15 protein-coding genes and 3 pseudogenes are annotated in these 19114 nt (G+C 54.3%); 9 read left to right on the top strand and 9 right to left on the bottom strand.

Going from position 1 to position 19114, the window contains the following annotated elements; genetic code table 11:
• Positions 1 to 215: 215 nt before the first annotated feature.
• Together V0R37_RS12690 and V0R37_RS12685 are read left to right on the top strand one after the other, a co-directional pair.
• Positions 216 to 890 (top strand): heavy metal response regulator transcription factor, encoded by a 675-nt coding sequence (locus V0R37_RS12690; RefSeq protein ID WP_420374865.1) that lies wholly within the window; start codon positions 216 to 218, stop codon positions 888 to 890.
• On the top strand, positions 887 to 2269 hold the full coding sequence (locus V0R37_RS12685; RefSeq protein ID WP_420374864.1) for a heavy metal sensor histidine kinase: 1383 nt from the start codon (positions 887 to 889) through the stop codon (positions 2267 to 2269). The genes V0R37_RS12690 and V0R37_RS12685 overlap by 4 nt, the downstream gene beginning before the upstream one ends.
• 199 nt (positions 2270 to 2468) lie before the next feature.
• On the opposite strand, the gene V0R37_RS12680 is transcribed toward V0R37_RS12685, so the two are convergent.
• Positions 2469 to 3626, bottom strand: coding sequence for a porin (locus tag V0R37_RS12680; protein ID WP_420374863.1), 1158 nt, complete (start codon positions 3624 to 3626; stop codon positions 2469 to 2471).
• Between the two features lie 791 nt (positions 3627 to 4417).
• A complete protein-coding gene (locus V0R37_RS12670) occupies positions 4418 to 4735 on the bottom strand; it encodes a recombinase family protein (protein WP_489685801.1) in 318 nt (105 codons plus the stop codon).
• 487 nt (positions 4736 to 5222) lie between these two features.
• Here V0R37_RS12670 and V0R37_RS12665 point away from each other — a divergent pair, with 487 nt between their 5' ends.
• Entirely contained in the window at positions 5223 to 7727 is a 2505-nt protein-coding gene (locus V0R37_RS12665; RefSeq protein WP_420374862.1) for a heavy metal translocating P-type ATPase, read from the top strand.
• 188 nt (positions 7728 to 7915) lie between these two features.
• Here the strand turns inward: V0R37_RS12665 and V0R37_RS12660 are convergent.
• Positions 7916 to 8029: pseudogene (locus V0R37_RS12660) on the bottom strand (recombinase family protein); the annotation flags it as partial.
• Positions 8030 to 8042: 13 nt separating this feature from the next.
• On the opposite strand from V0R37_RS12660, the pseudogene V0R37_RS12655 reads away from it, so the two are divergent.
• Positions 8043 to 8346: pseudogene (locus tag V0R37_RS12655) on the top strand (Tn3 family transposase); the annotation flags it as partial.
• Here V0R37_RS12655 and V0R37_RS12650 read toward each other — a convergent pair.
• From V0R37_RS12650 to V0R37_RS12640, 3 genes are read right to left on the bottom strand one after another with little or no spacing between them, the layout of a single operon-like run.
• Positions 8343 to 9911, bottom strand: a complete 1569-nt coding sequence (locus tag V0R37_RS12650) for an ArnT family glycosyltransferase (protein ID WP_420374861.1) — start codon at positions 9909 to 9911, stop codon at positions 8343 to 8345. The pseudogene V0R37_RS12655 and the gene V0R37_RS12650 sit on opposite strands and share 4 nt — an antisense overlap.
• Positions 9898 to 10944, bottom strand: coding sequence for a glycosyltransferase family 2 protein (locus V0R37_RS12645; protein WP_420374860.1), 1047 nt, complete (start codon positions 10942 to 10944; stop codon positions 9898 to 9900). Before V0R37_RS12645 ends, V0R37_RS12650 begins: the two co-directional genes overlap by 14 nt.
• Positions 10913 to 11389 carry a GtrA family protein gene (locus tag V0R37_RS12640; protein WP_420375031.1) on the bottom strand — a complete coding sequence of 159 codons (477 nt, stop codon included), beginning with the start codon at positions 11387 to 11389 and terminating at the stop codon, positions 10913 to 10915. Before V0R37_RS12640 ends, V0R37_RS12645 begins: the two co-directional genes overlap by 32 nt.
• A gap of 696 nt (positions 11390 to 12085) precedes the next feature.
• On the opposite strand from V0R37_RS12640, the gene V0R37_RS12635 reads away from it, so the two are divergent.
• On the top strand, positions 12086 to 12688 hold the full coding sequence (locus V0R37_RS12635; RefSeq protein ID WP_420374859.1) for a cation efflux transmembrane domain-containing protein: 603 nt from the start codon (positions 12086 to 12088) through the stop codon (positions 12686 to 12688).
• A 670-nt stretch (positions 12689 to 13358) separates the two neighbouring features.
• On the opposite strand, the gene V0R37_RS12630 is transcribed toward V0R37_RS12635, so the two are convergent.
• Entirely contained in the window at positions 13359 to 13520 is a 162-nt protein-coding gene (locus V0R37_RS12630; RefSeq protein ID WP_420374858.1) for a hypothetical protein, read from the bottom strand.
• 140 nt (positions 13521 to 13660) lie between these two features.
• On the opposite strand from V0R37_RS12630, the gene V0R37_RS12625 reads away from it, so the two are divergent.
• The 3 genes and pseudogenes from V0R37_RS12625 (at position 13661) to V0R37_RS12615 (ending at position 15363) form a co-directional block, all read left to right on the top strand.
• Positions 13661 to 14209, top strand: a complete 549-nt coding sequence (locus tag V0R37_RS12625) for an IS4/Tn5 family transposase DNA-binding protein (RefSeq protein WP_420374857.1) — start codon at positions 13661 to 13663, stop codon at positions 14207 to 14209.
• Between the two features lie 122 nt (positions 14210 to 14331).
• Positions 14332 to 14700: pseudogene (locus V0R37_RS12620) on the top strand (IS1634 family transposase); the annotation flags it as partial.
• A 306-nt stretch (positions 14701 to 15006) separates the two neighbouring features.
• On the top strand, positions 15007 to 15363 hold the full coding sequence (locus V0R37_RS12615; RefSeq protein WP_420374856.1) for a DUF4148 domain-containing protein: 357 nt from the start codon (positions 15007 to 15009) through the stop codon (positions 15361 to 15363).
• 330 nt (positions 15364 to 15693) lie between these two features.
• Here the strand turns inward: V0R37_RS12615 and V0R37_RS12610 are convergent, their stop codons facing one another.
• Positions 15694 to 16023 (bottom strand): DUF4148 domain-containing protein, encoded by a 330-nt coding sequence (locus V0R37_RS12610; protein WP_420374855.1) that lies wholly within the window; start codon positions 16021 to 16023, stop codon positions 15694 to 15696.
• A gap of 608 nt (positions 16024 to 16631) precedes the next feature.
• Here V0R37_RS12610 and V0R37_RS12605 point away from each other — a divergent pair.
• Complete coding sequence (locus tag V0R37_RS12605) at positions 16632 to 17324, top strand: heavy metal response regulator transcription factor (protein ID WP_420374854.1); 693 nt, start codon at positions 16632 to 16634, stop codon at positions 17322 to 17324.
• Positions 17325 to 17511: 187 nt separating this feature from the next.
• Here the strand turns inward: V0R37_RS12605 and V0R37_RS12600 are convergent, their stop codons facing one another.
• Positions 17512 to 18873: a heavy metal sensor histidine kinase gene (locus V0R37_RS12600; protein WP_420374853.1), complete on the bottom strand. Its 1362-nt coding sequence runs from the start codon at positions 18871 to 18873 to the stop codon at positions 17512 to 17514.
• Positions 18874 to 19114 lie beyond the last annotated feature (241 nt).

Below are 19114 nucleotides of genomic sequence, written 5' to 3'. Positions count from 1 at the left end.
AATGCGGTGGGCCCAGAGGGCGTACGACCACCCAGTTATCATGCAAGGGATAGGCCACTTGTTTGTGTGGACGGTTTGATGGTCCGAGGGGATAGTTCGGGGTTTTAAACGACCGGAGTTTTCGGTTTCACGCCGTAGGATAAAATGCTCTTAGGTAAAAAGTGCCTTCTGCAACGCAGACAAGGAGGTGACATTGCTTTTTAGGGCCTATGGAAATGCGCATACTGATAATCGAAGATGAAAGAAAGCTAGCGGACTATCTGCGTAAGGGATTGACAGAGAACAACTATGTGGTGGATGTTGCTCGGGATGGCATCAATGGTCTGCATGCAGCTCGGGAGGGACACTACGACATCGTGCTACTCGATGTGATGCTTCCCGGAATAGACGGCTATACCATCCTGAAGGAGCTCAGACGAGACAAGCCGACGCATGTAATCATGCTTACAGCGAGGGATCAGGTTGAAGATCGCGTACGAGGTCTGGAGGGCGGTGCCGATGACTACTTAGTGAAACCATTCGCCTTCTCGGAGTTACTTGCTCGTATTCACGCTGTGCTGCGGCGTGGTTCGACGCAAGAGTCCACCACGCTTGAGCTAGGTGATCTGAACCTGGATTTAGTCAGGAGAAGGGTTACGCGCGCCGGCGAACGCATTGACCTCACCGCAAAGGAGTTTAAGTTGCTGGCGCTTTTGCTAAGGCGCCATGGCGAAGTGATTTCTAGAACCGTGCTAGCGGAGAAGGTGTGGGAGATGAACTTCGATGGCGATACAAATGCTATCGAGGTTGCTGTACGCCGCTTACGAGCAAAGTTAGACGATCCCTTCGATACTAAACTGCTTCACACGGTTCGCGGGATGGGCTATGTATTGGAGCTTCGCGACTCGTGAAATTGTTGCGCGTGCCGTCTATGTATCAGCGATTGATACTCGTGTTTGGGTCCATCGCTTTGATGGGCTCTTGCTTGGCTGGCTTGGTGCTGTTCAAAGTAATAAGTTATGAAGTGCACCATCAAGAGATCACGGAGATACGAGGGAAAGTTGAACTCATTACACATCTTGCTTCTATGCAGGACAACCCGATCGATGTCGACGTTTTTAAAAACTCGCTAGCTGATCTCCTTGGAGAGCATGAATACTTGGAAGTATGGATTTTCGATCCTCAAGGAGCCCTGATATATGGAAAGCCGTTTCCTGTAGATCGATATGATATGACCGAGGGAGGGTTTACGATTGACCTGCCGGACGGCAGGCGGCTTAGAGGTTTAGACACTAAGATTACTGCAGGCGAAGTGCCGAATTACAACTTAATTGTGGCGATGGATACGGGACGAGGCGATAAGCTCTTATACGTCTTTGGAACCACTCTGTTGATGGTCTGTTTGGCGTGGGTGGCATTTGTATCTGCGCTCGCTACATGGGCAGTGAGGCGATCACTTTTATCAATTGACCGACTTTCAGAGCAGGCGGCTCGGATCGGGCCGCGGGACGCTCATGTGCGTCTTCCAGTAGATGACATTGACATAGAGCTGCGGCAGCTGTCCATGACCTTTAATCGAACGCTGGATCGTGTCCAGGATGCGTACCGTCGTTCAGAAGAATTTAATGCCGATGTCGCTCATGAACTAAGAACGCCGTTGGCTAACCTTATCAGCGGTACGGAAGTTGTTCTTGGTCGGCCACGCTCTGCCGAGGAGCTTCGAGTCACGATGATGTCGAACCTTGAAGAGCTGGAATCACTTCAACTTATGGTAAACGATATGCTCTTTTTAGCCAGAGCCGATAGTGGCGCAGTAGCGGCAGAGCTTACGCCTACCGGTATAAGAAGCGAGGTCGCGATTGTACTCGACTACTATGAAGCCATGCTTGAATCCGCAGAATTGCGGGTCAATGTCGTTGGCGACGCTGACGTCTTGGCGAACACTCGTTTAATACGCCGAGCTATTTCTAATCTCGTTTCTAACGCGGTCAAAGCTAGTCCCCCAGGGGAGACGATTAGTATAGAAATCCATGATCACCGTGAGAGTGTCCATATCGGGGTCCGAAATTCCGGCACAGGTATCCCTGAGGAAGTTCTGCCAAAGATCTTTGAGCGATTCTTTCGAGCTGATTCATCGCGTACTCAGCGGCCTGAAGGCCACGGCCTTGGCCTTGGCCTCTCAATTGTTAACGCCATCGCCCGCATGCACGGAGGCGACACCTTTGCCCGTTCGGGCAAAGGTTGGAGCGAAGTTGGGTTTTATATTAAAAAGAAAGCAACAAACCACTGATTAAAGAGCTGAGAGCCGAAGCAGGCTTATCGTCAACGCCTTCTAAAACTGAAACGTCGACGGGCATAAAAGTGCCGACCTTTTTCAAATGGCGCGTGCATGCTTGTCAATTAATTTTGCCACCCCGCCAACGATGCTAGGCACCGAGGCGCCATGTTCGCGGCGGGATCCTTTGCTTCGGCAGAAGCAAAAGTCTCGATTAGAATTGATGACGAATGCCTATGCTTGCCTCGGTCGCTTTAGCATCGCTCAAGAATGCGAAGTTTTTGGTGTACTTTCCCAAAGCATATAGGTTAGTGCGTTTGGACAATTTGTAGGTGTAGCCAAGGGCAAACGTATTGCTCGTGGAGTCACCGCCAGTCAAACGGTCGTCATTCGCGTCCACGCGCTGCCAAGAGCCAAATACACCGCTGGACGCGCCAACTGGTGCCGATAGCGCTACGAGGTAAGAGTTTGATTTGAAGCCATCTACAAAGGCATTCGTTGGCACTCCGGTGAAGTTTCCGATACTGCCACCATTTGGAAGGCCACTGCCGCCGAACCAACCATCAGTCGTGCGGCCATACGCTAATGCAAGTTTCACGACTTCAAAATCATATGCTGCCCCCACTAGATATGAACGAGGTGTGGCATCCCTTTGCGCTTCACTGAGCCTACTGGAGGGGTTCAGTTGGTCGTATGAGACAAATGCGCTAAGTGGGCCATTCCCGTATCGGAGACCCACAGATATGGCGCGTGTGTTGTCTGCAGTCTCGAAGCCGACCTGGTTTGCCCGTGAGTCGTCTGCGCTAAAGGAATAACCAACTCCCAATGTGAATCCAGCAACCGACGGGGTTTCGTATGTGACCAAGTTGTCGTATCGCACGAAATTACCCGAGCTGAATCCGAGCCCAGAGCCCATGTTCAGCTGGGTAAAGCCGCCTCCAAATGAAGAACCTAAGGTGCTATAGAAGTATCTAGAGGCAATGTTGTACTGGCGACCGATCTTCATTTGCCCCCAGTTATCGCTGGCAAGGCCCACCGTAGCCTCACGTCCGAATAGACGGCCGCCTTGTGTCGACGTACCAGTACGGGGACTAAATCCAGACTCTAGCTGGAAGGTTGCGTAAAGACCGCCTCCGAGATCCTCTTTTCCGCGAACTCCCCAACGAGACCCGGACATGACGCCATCGGTCATGCCGATGCGGCTTCCTTTGGCACTGACTGTCTGGCCAGTCGTGGGATCCGTAAAAGAGCCTTCGACTTTAGAATACCCTACACCGGCGTCGATGAGGCCGTAGAGGGTCACTGACGACTCGGCATGCACGGCACCGGAAGAAATTGTGGCCAATGCGGCCACGAGAAGCGTTTTTTTCATAGTAAAAACTCCATATGTTTTGCAATACTCGGCAGGATTCAATGCCGACGGAAGGGTCTGGTGCCCGGATACATCCACGTTCCGAAGGCCTCGACAAAGAAAGCGTAAACGCGCGTTCTCGACAATTCGCAGACTTTAAGCTTACAAATCAGTCGGTTTGCTGTGGTTTTACTCCCGGCTGGGCAAGGCGCTAAATGGTGCATAGCCCTGCTTAGCAAGCCATAGCGGTAGTTGAAACGAACCGAAAGGGGTAATACCGACTGAGCGCAATCACGGCCGGCTATACTTCAACAGGTGAACACAACTGTCGCAATAATGCGACATACTGCAACATCTGTAGGCTGATTGTTGAGGTGCTTGACATAGCGCGGCGCGGCGCTTGTGGCAAGCCTAGACCGGGCCGTTGCTGGCGGACTTGCACGGGTGGCCAGGTGCCACGCTGGTCACAGCGCATAGCGACACGGCGCGCTTGCGGCTTTCATTTTCAGAAGACGATCACACCAATTGACAGGGGAATAACGTCAAGTGTGCAGGCGGCTCCTGACAGCGCAATATCAGAAGTCACTGGCACCAATCTCGACTATGCTCAATACTCGTATGCACCAAAGCGAGATATGGGCATGACCTCAGACACATCACCGATTACCGAGCAGGGCGTGGCCACCTTGCTCGACGGGGCATGAGCACAGGCTCGGCACCGGGCGGAGATCATCAGGCTGCTGGCAGCGCTTGAGGTGGTCGGGCATGAAGCCCGACGACATCGCTGCTCAAACGCTTGGCTTGTCCAGGCGTCAGATGTATGTCCTGATCCGCCGCGCCTGGCAAGGCATGGTTCGGTCGCGAAACAAGTCGCGCTCCAATTGGCCCAGCGCGCCGAAGAGTCTGATCAGATGTGGCAGAGAATGCCCAAGCCGATCCAGTCGCCACGCCATCAGCACATAGCCATCATGCAGATATTCCAAAGCCGCAGCCAAACTAGGGTGTGCGGATTTGGCCACGGAAACCGTATTCTCGAAAACTCGCTCGCAGCCTGCCGCGCGAAGCGCGTCCGTCTGCAAGGCGGTGTCCTGCTTCGTCGTTGATACCCGCGCATAGCCGATCCGCGCCATTGCCCGTTATTCCGCCGCCTATCTTATTGAGCCGTTAATCAAGTATATTGTCCGGCATGGCCGTCTAGTGATCGTCTGATGGACAGGACGAGAAAGTCTACGGCATCGCTACGTATTACCATGTAATAGGAGGCTCACTCTGGCAACGCCCCTCAAGATCGACGACACGCTAAAAGTTCGCGTCCAGCACCTCGCCAACCATCGCCGCCGCTCGCCCCACGATGCATTGTATGTCTTGGCATTTTGGCACCAGACAGAGGGGGTTACTGATGCGCATAGATTTCGTCGACTGCCGCAAGAATAGATAAGCAGATGCAACAACGTGGCCTGGTCTCTTACGGTGTCTTGTGCATAGGGTTGCTGACACCTTCCGTTCAGAAGTCCGCTGCGCACACGGCTGCCAGCCAATGGAAACGACATCCGCCTTCGCGCCAGTCTTCTGGAGCACAGGCCGTGTCCCCACAATGCCGCAAGACGGGACAATCCGATGACGCAAAAGCTTCAACTCGACATTCCGCTCATTCTCCCCGAAGTCACCGATGCTTCCGATGCATGCGTTACACGGCTGACGTCGGAGCTGTCCGCACTATTGGGGATCGAACAGGCACATATCGTCATCCCGGATGCGGGCAGTCCCCCACTGCTGTGCATCCATTATGATCCTGATACCGTCTCGCTGACTCGCATCCGCGAGATCACGCAGGCGGCAGGTGCAACGATCACCGATCGCTTCGGGCACCTGCATTGGGAGGTCGACGGCATCAGCAACCAGCGGCGTGCTCGGACGGTCTCGGACCGGCTGCGCACACTTCCTGGCGTAGTAGAAGCGGAAGCCAGCGTGTCAGGCCAGCTCCGCGTCGAATTCGACCGCGAGCTAATATCCAAGCAACATATTTCCGGCGCCCTGTTTGAGATGGGCGTGACGCCCCGTCATTCGGTGCCGAACACACGGGCTTCGCCTGGCATCGACGACGACCACAGCGCACATGGCCACAAGCACAACAACGGCGACCGGGGAGCTCACGACCATGCCCACGGCGCCTTTCTCGGTCCCAATACCGAACTGATCTTCGCGCTCGCCTGCGGAGGTCTGCTGGTGGTCGGATTTGTGATTGAAAAATTTGTGAGCGGCGCTCCGACGTGGTTGCCGACTGCACTCTACGTAACGGCCTATTTCTTCGGCGGCTTTTTCACCCTGCGCGAAGCTATCGACAATCTGAAGCTGCGTAAGTTCGAGATCGACACGCTGATGCTGGTCGCGGCTGCTGGCGCTGCCGCGCTCGGCGCGTTTGCAGAAGGCGCACTTCTCCTTTTCCTGTTCAGCCTGGGTCACGCGCTCGAACATTATGCGATGGGACGCGCCAAGCGCGCGATCGAGGCATTGGCCGAACTGGTGCCGAAAACCGCAACGGTGCGCCGGTCTGATAGTGGGACGAGCGAAGTGCCGGTCGAAGATCTCAAAGTCGGCGAGATCGTTGTCATCAAGCCCGACGAGCGCATTCCTGCCGATGGCTTTATCATCAAGGGGAGCACTGCGGTTAACCAGGCACCGGTAACGGGCGAGAGCATGCCTGTGGACAAGGCCGCGGTCAGGGACAGCGCCACGGCGCGCGCCAATCCGGACAGGCTCGATGCGGCGAATCGCGTGTTTGCCGGCACCATCAACGGCAGCGGCCTTATCGAGATTGAAGTGACCCGCTTGTCGAGCGAGACGACACTTGCCAAGGTCGTCAAGATGGTGAGCGAGGCGGAGACTCAGAAGTCCCCCACCCAGCGGTTCACCGACCGGTTCGAGCGTGTGTTTGTGCCAGTAGTCCTGGCTCTGGCGGTTCTGCTCCTGTTCGCTTGGGTCGTGGTGGACGAACCGTTCCGCGATAGTTTCTATCGCGCGATGGCAGTGCTGGTCGCTGCGAGCCCTTGCGCGCTCGCGATCGCAACCCCCAGCGCGGTGCTGTCCGGGATCGCCCGCGCTGCGCGCGGCGGTGTGCTCATCAAGGGCGGGGCTCCGCTCGAATTGCTCGGATCGCTCAATGCCATCGCTTTTGACAAGACCGGCACACTCACCATAGGCGAGCCACGCATTCGGGAAATCGTCCCAGCTTCCGATGTGACCAGGCAGGAATTGATGGCGGTCGCGGTGGCGGTCGAAAGCTTGAGCGATCACCCCTTGGCCCAGGCCATTGCCCGCGATGGCAGTGAGCATGTCGGCGACCAAGCCATCCCGCAGGCGGAAAGCCTGAAGAGCCTGACGGGTCGCGGCGTCTCGGCTTTTATAGGCGAGGACGAGATCTTCATCGGCAAGGCCGAGATGTTCGGCACAGACCGCATCGCGCCCCTGTCGCAGGAGATGACGCAAGCCATCGAACAGCTGCGTGCCGCCGGCCAGACCAGCATGGTGGTGTTGCGGGGTGAACAGTTTCTCGGCGCAATTGGCCTCATGGACACCCCTCGTCCAGCGGCCAAGGCCGCGCTCGACCGACTGCGTCAGATCGGCATCAAGCGAATGATCATGATTTCCGGCGATCATCAGCGTGTGGCCAAGGCCGTCGCCAGCCAAGTCGGCATTGAGGAAGCTTGGGGCGATCTCATGCCCGAGGGCAAGGTCGAGGCGATCAAGAAGCTTCGAGCCGAGACAAAGGTGGCGATGGTTGGCGATGGAGTGAACGATGCGCCGGCCATGGCCAGCGCGACCGTGGGCATCGCGATGGGGGCCGCTGGCTCCGATGTAGCGCTGGAGACGGCCGATGTGGCCTTGATGGCCGACGATCTTGCCCATCTGCCTTTCGCGGTCGGCCTCAGTCGCCATACCCGGAGCATCATCCGCCAGAATGTCTTTGTCAGTCTGGGCGTGGTGGTCTTGCTGGTACCAGCGACCATCCTTGGCCTTGGGATAGGGCCGGCGGTCGCCATGCATGAAGGGTCGACGCTCCTGGTGGTCGTGAACGCACTTCGGCTGCTCGCCTATCGAGATCCTTTGACGAACGTAGCGTGATTATCCCGGTTTGCCGAAAAGAGCTGCTTTACCGGAGCGTTGGTCCCAGATGCCAGTAATCGCTTACCCGATGTTGTCGACACGCAGACGGACGCGCTTCGCGGGGCAGGCTGCGAGCGGGTTTTCGAGGGCAAAGTTGTCTTACGTACACTGTTCCGGATTATTTATCCCAAGTGCGTATGTTTTTCCTGTCGGGATTCCGGCTCCATCGACGCCAGCCCAGCTATGGTGCGCTCGGTAATCAGCTCGCGCTCGAACTCGGCGAGCGCTGCGAAGATGCCAAAGATCAGCTTGCCGGCCGCAATGCCTTCAGGCAGATCGCCAAGCCTGGGCGACACCAAGCTCTACATCCCCAAGGGCGACGCCGCCTATGACGGGCTGAAACCGATGATCGGCGGCACGCTCAATATCAAGCACGTCCGCGCCCATTTGGACGAATCCTGCGGCTGGCCACGTCGATCAAGCAGGGCACGGTCACGGCGTCGATGATACGCTGTTGCAATACTTGTCGTCGCTGGGTTGGGAGCACATCAACCTGACAGGCGATTACCTCTGGCGCAGTAGCGCCAAGATTGGCGCGGGCAAGTCCAGGCCGCTTCGCCCTTTGCAACCGGCTTAACGTACGATTTTTTCCGTTTTCTGAAGCGACCCCTGAATAGATGTAGGTGGTGGCGTACCTTTAATACTCGGTACTCTCACTAAGGCATACCGTTTGTTGGAATAAAGTTCATCAATTTGTTTGCCGAGTATATCTGCAACGATCTTTTGCTCGCTTTTAGGAATTGCTAAATAGAACGGTGTGCCAACCTCAACTGCTTGTGACAATTCACTCTGCGTTATCTCCCGCACCTGACCGGCTGAATAGAACTCCGCAGAGAAAGGAGGCTTGGACAGATAGAACAGCGGAACAGTGGCTTCATCTCGCTGCATGACATAGCGAACCAGGCTGCGTTCAGTGTTTCGCAAGTCGGGGTTGATCCACGCGATAGCACTCAACACAAGCATCACCGCCGGAACAACACCGGCAACTGACAGCAGCCTGCGTCCGGAAAGGTTGAATCGACTGCATATCTCGTCAGCAAAAATAGCCATCAGAACGCTGAAAGCGGCCAATGAGGGAAGGATGTAGGTCCAAAGAATATTGGCAGAGAATGTGAAAAACAATGGCGTGAACAAGGCGCTTGCCAGCCAATAACTGCACAGAGGGTCGTCACTGGTGGCCTTCATTGCCACGCGAAGGCGCGAACTGCGCAGAGCGCCGATCATCGCTGCCAGCATCAGGACGCCCCAGGGGAAAGACGCCTGCAGCCAATATAGCCATATCGTGCCATACATCTGACGATGGGCCGTTCCATATAGATCGCCTTCCCAACCAGGATCGAGAAATCGGCGAAAGTGCTCACCTACAATGAAGTAGTCCAGAAAACCAGGAGTCTTGATTTCAGCGAGGATGTACCAGGGCAGACTTAGCGCTGCAATCAAGGCTAGGCCTTTACCCCAGGGCAGCGCTTTAGTGATCTCAATCGACTTCCGGTTGAGGGCATACCAAACCACTACGGGTACAAAGCTCAGCACTACAGCCAACGGCCCCTTTGCTAAAAGGCCAATCGCCAGTCCGAGGAAAAACCCGTATTGCCACCAACAAGAAGAGCTCTCGTTCTGCGTGGAGGTGGATTTCCTCTGCTGATCGCCCGCTTGAATTAAAGCGGGATGGCGGTGTTGGACTGCCATGGCAAAGGAAACCATGGACAGGGTCGTACCCAGCGCGAGAAATGGGTCCGTCAGTACGGCGCCTGAACTGATATAGACCAGCGTGCACGTGCTATAGATGATGGCCGCCCAAAGCGCGACGCGTGGTCCTCGCAACGATCGCAACCCTGCCAGGAGTATGCCGTTTGATAAAAGCAGGCACAGCCATGATGGGAAACGCGCAGCAAACTCAGTAACGCCAAATGCCTTCATTGATAAGGCTTGGGCCCAGAATGAAAGAGGGGGCTTTCCCCAAAACGGGACGCCCGGACTGAACCAAGGCGTTATCCAGTCCCCTGATTGCGCCATAATGCGCGCGATCTCCGCATAGCGTGGCTCGCTCGTGTCATAGAGCGGAATGATCATCATTGAGATGGGAAGCAGCAACAGCACCGCCGCAAGCGTCAACCAGGCGCCTTTACTAAAACGTTGCATACCACTTTTTTCCTGCAGGGCTGGGCGCGGAGTCGGATGCCGTCTGTTCGACCGGCTTGCCTCGTCGTACCACTTCGCGCACCAAGTAAACGGGACGCTGCTTGGCTTCGTAATAGGTTTTTCCGATGTATTCGCCCAGCAGGCCGATAGACAGCAATTGAGCACCGCCGAGAATCGTGATCATTGAGATGAGTGACGGGTAACCCTGCACGGGATCGCCCAAGACGAGGGCTTTGACGACGATCCATAGCGTGAAGAGAATGCCGAATAGCGCCGTCAGTAAGCCGCCAACCATTGCCAGACGGAGCGGGGCTGTCGAGAATGAGGTAATGCCTTGGAAGGCCAGATTTAAAAGGCCCAGATAGTTCCATTTGGTGAGGCCCGCTGCCCGCGGCATGCGGTCATACTCTATGACTGTGGTCGGCAAGCCGATCCAGGCGAATAAGCCTTTCATATAGCGGTTGCGCTCATTCAACTGTTTCAGTGCGTATACTGCCTTGCGGCTTAACAATCGAAAATCGCCCGTATCGGGTGGAATGTCCACATCACTGATCGCGTTCAGCAAGCGGTAGAAGTGATGCGCACTGAAGCGCTTGAACCACGTCTCACCTGCTCTTGAGCGGCGGCGCATGCAGACCACGTCGGCGCCGCCCTTCCAGGCTTGGAGCATCTCCGGAATAAGCTCTGGGGGGTCCTGTAGGTCAGCGTCCATGATGATGACCGCGTCACCTGCAGCATGCTCAAGGCCCGCTGTGAGCGCGGCTTCCTTTCCGAAATTCCGGCTTAGAAAGACGGCAGTCACTGTCGGGTCTGCTTCGGCTAGTTGGCTCATCGCGTGGGGCGTACCGTCCCGGCTTCCGTCATCAACCAGGACTAGCTCATAGGGAATACCGAGGTCGACAAGCACGGCGGTTAAGCGCTCATGCATTAGCGCGATCACCTCGTGCTCGTTGTACAGCGGGACGATCACCGACAGCTCGGTCTTGCTGTCCTCGTGAAATTCAGGGTGCCAGTTTTCGGGTAACGCGTTCATGGAACACAATCCTTTTATAAAGGATGAAATTGATGATTGCGACTGCTGCGGTGGCGCAAAGCTGCGCTAAACCATGGCCCGCGTGAACAATCGAAATTAGGAGGTAGAAGATTCCAGCATTGACACACCAGCCCAAAATCGCCGTGCTGGCATAAGCGGGAATGGCCTTGCTATGAACGCCGATACCACTGAATGCCCAGTAAAACTGGAACAAGTAGTTGAAGAGGGACCCGACGACAGCGCCGATTACCGTGGCCAGAACTGCCGGCGCGCCTTGCCAGACTAGCAAGGCCATTGTGGTCCAATGAATTAAAGTTGCGGTCCCACCCGAGGCGAGGAATTGGATGATTTGGACCGCCAGCGATGGGCCGACAACCCGCTTGTTACGGCGCTGTCTTCGTGCGTTGGGTTGCGGTGAGGGCGAAAGAAATCTCAATCTCGACATTCTGCTCATTTATTGAGTGTCGGTGAATATATCTTTCCAAGCGCGACAAACCTCCGTCTTTTGGATTACATTTTTGCGAACCCGCGAAGCCCGCGCTTTCCTACTTGCGTTGCGATCAAGGCCGGGACTCGACCTTGAACGCTCTGGGACCATTCTGACAGACTAGGCGGTAGAGTACGAGGTGTGATCGAGATTGAGGATCAAGGGTCAGTCTTGACTCTTGGTCAGCACGCCATTCTCTCGACCTACATTGAAGCCTGCAGCTTCACTAACGGGTCCTTTACTCGCAGTGCATGACATGGCAACTCTCCAGAAGCTGCGTACCAGGGAGCGTTCAGGGACCAACGCCGAGTCCCATCTGACGACACACCAAAAGCGATGCAGCCACCCAAATCCTCACCGGAGAACCGGCCTGGTCTACTCCTATTGTCATAGCGGGTCTGGTTGTTCGATCCGAAGGAACGTGCTACTTTTATCGGCCGTAGCATAGCCGGGCACCTCAAAAGACTGTCGGGATTTGGAATCGAAAGTGGGAAAGCATTATATGTACACCATGGCTTTAAGGCCCAGTTCCGCAGAGTTGCCCGACGTCGGCTGTCCAGCTAGTTTTTGCCCCACTTCGCTGAGCTGATCGACAGCCGGGAGATGGGGTGAGATTGAGCGCATTATGAAGATCGACATCGGAGAGATCGAGCATTGAGCGGTTCTCACGGCATCGAGCAAGTACAGCGCCGCACATTGCTGGTGGTGCTGGTTCTGAACGCGCTGTTGTTCTTGGGCCTTGGAGCCGGCGGCCTAGCCGCAGATTCCAGCGCCCTATTGGCCAATGCCGTGGACAACGGATCTGACGCCGCCGTATATTTGATCAGCTTTCTGGCGGTAAGCCGCGGCGCGAGTTGGAAGCGCGGCGCTGCGCGAGCATCGGGCATCATGCTGCTAATCTTCTCCGCCGGCGTCATGGCAGATGTTGTGCGGCGCTGGCTGGTGGGCACAGAACCGATCGGTTGGACAATGATGGGCCTTGCAGTCGTCGCAGCGGTCGTCAATCTGATCTGCCTACAGCTAATCAGACGCCAGCGCAGCGATGACGTCAACATGAAGGCCGCCGAAACTTTCAGCTTCAACGACTTTGCCTCCAATGGGGGCATACTGGTCGCTGGTGGACTTGTGATGTGGCTCGACCAGACTTGGCCGGATTTGGTCGTGGGCGTGATCGTCGCAGGAATCGCCCTTAAAGGCGGAGTTGACATCCTGCGGGACGCCGCGTTACAGGATGTCGAACCGGGAAATGCGCCATGAGGAGCCTCTTTTTGGGGCAGCTCCCTCGCCGAGGCGCGCCGACTTCGGCGTTTTCACAGCGCCGATTCAAGGCCCAGATGTGCAATCAATGCCTGAACAGCTGGACTTTCATGGCTTCCATTGCTGTCGACAATGGTCTGAACCCTAACCTATTGCGTCGCTGGGTATTGGAATATGAATGGTTGGGTATGCGCACGCTGGATACCTGCGAACATGCGGCGCTCCATACTCATTCTGATCAGCGTACGCCGACTGCGTTGTGGTCGGACTTTGTGCCACTAATGCAATATCTGCCCCGACAGTGCCTGGCGCCGACATGAGGGCAGATGCGGACACGGTCGAAACGTACGAGTCGAGTGGACCGCCAGGGCGATTAATATGACCGTACATTGGCCGCAGAATCGATCTGGCGAGATGGTCCACTGAATCCGAGACTTGATGGTATGATCCGCGTCGATCAGGTGTGGCTAACGATCGAGCTCATGGATATGCCAGCCAGGCCCGACACCGCCCTAGCCCGTGTGGTTCGGGTCTTCGGCGCAGCACACCCCATCGCGCATATTTGTTTGCCAACAAACGGAGCAATCGGATGAAGGCACTTGCGCACGATGGTATCGGCCTCTGGCTGGTCCTATAAACTGGACAAGCTCGAGCCAGAGAATCGGCCGGCTCAGAGGGGCAGCATCTGCAAGCGGTTTTCCTCTCTATCGATACGCTGGAAGCTCAACGCACCGATGGAAGTGTTCTCTACTTTTTCCTCAGAAGCTATGGCGCAGGCCGATACCGACGGATTGAGTTTTGTTGCCGGAAACAAAGGCAGCATTTCGACCATAGGGCGCCTGACTTTGAGGGTATCCATCCGGTGAACCTTGCTATTACCCAAAAATATCAATCAGTTATTGATCATTTTTAATGGTTTAGATTAAGTTAGCAGTATTCTATTGCCATAGGGACGATCCGGAGGTAATCCGAATGGCGAAGATATCAAGCGCGAAGTTCAGTGCAGATGCCTGGGCCGAGCATGAAGGAGCGACCGCCGCATGCCAGTTCTGTGATGTGCGTTTAGCCCGACGTTTCCGTCAAGTCCTCAAACAAATCACGGCAGCTGGCGAACCAAGCATTCTCTTTGCATGTCAAGATGCGGCGCAATCCAAGGCGGCCTATCGATTCTTCTCGAATCCGCGCGTTAATGGATGGGCCATTCTGTCGGGGCATATGCATTGCACGCGCGACCGTGCCCAGTCGATGTCGGGACCACTGCTCGTCCTGCACGATACAACGGAGATTTCATATGGCAGCAACGAGGGCAATATAGGGCTGCTCAGTAAGGTTGCACGTAAAACGATTTGCGGCATATTGATGCATTCCAGTTTGGTCGTCACCCCAGAAGGATTGCCCCTGGGTATGGCTGCCGTCAAATTCTGGACACGCAATAAATTCAAGGGAACGAATGCGCTTAAGCGCAAGATCAACCCGACCCGTGTACCGATTGAGCAGAAGGAAAGCATTCGCTGGTTGTAAAACGTGCAGCAGTCAACAGAATTGCTAGGATGTCCTGATCAATGCATCCACGTTGGCGATCGCGAAAGTGACATATATGAATTGTTCTGTGCCGCCCAAGAACTGGGCACCCACTTTCTGGTGACGTCATTGCCCGCTACAAATCCCTGGCCGATATCGAGCGCGGGTTCAAGATGCTCGAATCCGACATCGAAATCGGTCCGGTCTACCATCGGCTGCCGGACCGGATCCGGGCGCATGCCTACATCCGCTTTATCGCGCTGGTACTGGCCCGCGTCATGCGTGCCCGACTGCACGAAGACCCGATGCCCCAGATTCGTTCACCAAAGCAAGCCTTGTCCGTATTGCGTCGAATCCAGACGCACAGAGTTACGTTTGAGGGCCAAACATCTATGGCCGGCATCTCTGCCCTAGACGCTGAACAAGCCGCGGTGCTGGCCAGCCTGAAGATCAAGAAGCCGACCGCCCACGTTGACTATGTGAACTTGTAGTGGAGCGTTCTGAGTTCGATTGCTTATAAATCAATGACTTGTGCTTTTAACTGTCGAACTCGGGGACAATGACCACAGTTGATTGTTGATTGACCAATTAGACGACGAGCGCATTTACCGTATTTATCGCGAGCTGGAATTGAACATGCGTTTCAAACCTCGTAAACGCTTGGCGCGTGCATGTAGATATGAGATAACGAAAATGTAATGTCCATGTGCGGAGTTTGCCAGCTTTGCTTACCTACAATGGTTCATCCGATCAAGGATAACGATTCTCTGAGCGATCTATCGGAGGGTTAAGCGGAAATGTTTCAGATATTTGAGGAATTAAGTGTTATGAGTAAATTTAAAAGAAACCTATCGGCAGCTTTGCTACTATCGGCGGCGGCCATGACTGCAAATGCACAATTGCAGTCCACACCATCAACTGGTACCCAAGTAGCCCGAGCGGGTGTGGCAGATGTTTACGGCGAACCTAAGACACGCGCCGAAGTACGCGCTGACCTGGAACTGTGGAAACAAGCTGGCCTCGATGAGTTTTCGAGCGGTGAGGCCACGCCTGACACATTCAGCCGTGAGTACAAAGCTGCCTATGCTGAGTATATCCGCCTGCGCTCAGGTCCCGAATACCAACAGGAAGTAGAACGACAATCAGGCATGTGATTGATCTTGGCAAGGCCCTTCCCGCTATGGGAGGGGCGATAGTCGTCGCGCACGCTGATCTCAATCAGTCGTGCGCGGTTGTTTATGTGTAGCGGCCCCAATGCTGTTGCGATCTATGCAGGCTACGCGGTAATCAGTGAGCTGAGGATCATTCCTTTACGTCTTAGTTAAGTTACGCAATCTGGATTAAGGGCCACGTCCAAGGACTCTGTTGGCCACCTTTTTCAACATTCTTTTAGGCAAAAAAAACCGCGCACGACTGATTGAGATCAGCGTGCGCGGTGACACCAGCCCATCCCATCGCGGAGAAAGGCTCTACGGCCAACGGTGCTACATAGCAGACTGTCGTTCTACTTCCTGTTGATATTCGGGGCCTGAACGCATCCGGACGTATTCGGCGTACGCCATCCGGTATCCGCGGCTAAAGGTATCTGGCGTGGCCTCACCGCGCCAGAAATCATCCAGGCCCGCTCGTTTCCACAGCTCCAGATCAGCGCGTACCTCAGCACGCGTCTTCGGTTCTCCATAGACGTCCACGATGCTTTGATTAGTATTTGATGACACGGCTTGGACTGGCTGATGCATTTGTTGAGCACTGGCGGCCGTTACGGTCGCAGTAAGTAAGAATGCAGTTACGGCCTGCTTACCAGAAATACGCATAACATTTACTCCTATAACTCAGCTCATCTGGCTTCGAGGCTACGCGGACATACCCAATTGGATTGGAGCCATCGCCTGAAGCATGAACAGAATTCTACCGATGCAAACTCGACAAACATCAGACGTTCAGATTACTTTTTTGTAAGTTTTGAATGACGCCCAAGTTCGCGAAATCCCTTGACTCTGCGTTCGACTTAGAACGAGACGACCTCAGATGTGAAGCCTCCATCGCATCACATGAAAGCTTCTCGGTAATCCACCTCTCAGACCAAGTGGATTAACACTTCCACTTGGCATATTCGATGCCGTTACGGGCCTATCTCGCTTCGGTCGAAGCGCATTTCAAATTCAGAAAGACTGGATTATGAGGGCTTCCCTTCGACGACATGCTGTTCATCAGTTCGCACTGGTTAGTTACGAATTCGTAATTTAGCGGTGCGCGAATTGACGGAATGGATTGCTTAAGATGCTCTGGTAGCGGCGGCAATGATGCGTTCCCCTTTTGGTTAGGGGCCTGTGATTGCCGGCACTTTACGTCAATCTGGGGTACTACGCTCCTATATGAAGTCGGGGCTTTGCCGTGATGCCAACCTGAAATTGCGAAACGAATGAAAATCCTGGTTATAGAAGATGAGTACAAGGTCGCGGAGTACTTAAAGCGGGCACTAACAGAACACAACCACATAGTCGACATTGCGTTGGAGGGTATGGGCGGTCTTCATCTTGCGCGAGAAAGTCAGTACGATCTGATACTGCTAGATGTGGTTCTACCAGACATTGATGGCTTCTCCATCTTGCGCGACTTGCGCAGGAATAGTCTTGTGCCCATCCTTATGCTGACCGCGCAAAGCAAGGTCGAAGATCGTGTGAAGGGACTTCACGAAGGAGCGGATGACTATTTGGTAAAACCCTTCGCTCTGTCCGAACTTTTGGCTCGTGTTCTGGCTTTGGGTAGGAGAGGCATTCCTGATTCCAGCGAGAGCCCGGGTTCCAATGTGCTTCGCGTCGCCGATTTAGAGCTTGATCTACTTCGCCGCCGCGCCTCTCGGGCGGGCGTAAAGTTGGATCTGACGGCCAAGGAGTTCGCTTTACTGGCCCTGCTGATGCGCAGGCAAGGCGAGGTCTTTTCCCGCCTGGATCTAGCTGAACAGGTTTGGGATATAAACTTCAATAGCAACACCAATGTTGTAGAAGTCGCCGTTCGAAGGCTGCGGGGAAAGATTGATGAGCCATTTGAGAAAAAGCTCTTGCATACGGTGCGTGGCATGGGGTACGTGCTAGAGCCTGACAACGATATGTGAGATTTCGCGAAGGCACACCGTCGGCGAATATGGAAAAAAAGCAAGCCGACCCAAAACTGAACGCCTGCCAGCACGGCGAGCAGCGATAACAATGAGACGAATCGGAGTTTTCGAGAGTATGGCTTCACGTCTCCAAATGGTTGCTAGAGCGGTCTTGAGCCAGTTTTTACAATGCAGATCGGAACTACTACAGCTTAGGAATAGAGTCTATGGTCGAACCACGGGCTGTGTTCGCGATACTGAATCCTATCGTGGTCCTGTGACCTATACTCTTGGCGAAACTTCCTCCTCCGTGCATTTTTGCAATCGCTGCAACGATCGAAAGACCGAGGCCACAATGGCTGGTGCCATCAGTAGTGCGCTCCCCTGTGACACGGTAAAAGCGTTGAAAAAGCTTTGGTAGATGCTGTTTTTCAACGGGTTTCCCCATATTGGAGACCTCTATTACGGTCTCGCTTGCATGGGCAGAAATACTGATGGTCACTTCGCTAGAACTGTCAGCATAGCGAAGACCGTTAGAAATCAGGTTAGAGACGGCCTGCTGGAGTAACGTCCGCTCTATCTCTGCTTGCGCATCGCCAACGAGCACAAGGCTCACACCAGATTCTGCAGCTTCTACCTCGTAGTATTCCAGGACCTTCATGATCGCGGAAGCCACACTCTGAATGAACTCTCCATGCAGGCGAACACCGCAGTCAGCCTGTGATAGAAATAGCATGTCGGTGATTATTCGAGCCATACGTTGCAACTCTTCAAGGTTTGATCCGAGCATTTCTCTGAGCTGGGCACCGGCATAACTTGAACGCAACGCTAACTCTGTTTCACCAATCAGGGTTGTCAGTGGATTGCGAAGCTCATGTGCAACATCAGCGTTGAACCCCTCCATTTGTACATAGGCATTTTCCAATCGATCAAGGACCGCGTTGAATTGGCTGACTAACGGTTGAATTTCCTCCGCTTGACTTTGCCCGTTCAACCGCTGGCCCATTTTGTCGGGCGAAAGTGCCGCGGCTTGACGGCCAAGCTCGTCAACAGGCGCTAATGCACGCCTGACTAGAAGAGTACTTACCAGAGAGACAAGCATGGCCCCCACCAATGCACAAACGAAGAGAGCGAATGCAAGCGTCTGCTGTAGGTTAATGTAAGGTGAGACGTCAAGAACTAACTGTGCTGTCATTCGGTTCTCTGGCTCGGCACTAGGAAGCGAGAACGTTACTCTGCGTTCATTAGAGCCCATTCCTTCTTCCAGCCTTTTTCCATAGATCTCCTTTTTCCCATCAACTTCAAGTATTAAGGAGAAGTCCGGGCGCCCATAGAAAAAGTCGTTAAGCTTATGGCGTAGAAAGCCAGAATCGCCCATGGCTGCATTCTCTTCCACCAAATGCCGGATAACATCGATCTTTTGCGTGAGCATTGCGTTCTGTTGAGAAGTTAAATGCGCGTTCGTAGCAAAATACACCGCGACGCACACCACTCCGAGGCCAAGAAATGTTTGGGCGGCTAGCCACTTAGACAGCCAACGACGAATAGACTTTGATCCGATGGACATTATTAAGCTCTACTATCCCTGAAGCAGCCACTGCTCATACATTCAACTACTACAGCGGCTTTGTGATCCACGATTCAACCACCTCTTTTCTACGTTTCTGGCCTGAGTTCCAGGATCGCCATTAGCGTTGTGCTGTTACACGTGACTAACGTTTTGATTAACCAACTGAACGCAACGCAAGCTAGGATAGGACTCGAATAACGAAGAGAATTAGCACCTGCTGCTACATCTTTGGTTGCGA

Source organism: Pollutimonas rozaliensis (genome assembly GCF_048751585.1).
Taxonomy (GTDB): domain Bacteria; phylum Pseudomonadota; class Gammaproteobacteria; order Burkholderiales; family Burkholderiaceae_B.
The sequence above is the reverse complement of the archived record's forward strand: the minus strand, read 5'-3'. Positions and strand labels throughout refer to the sequence as shown.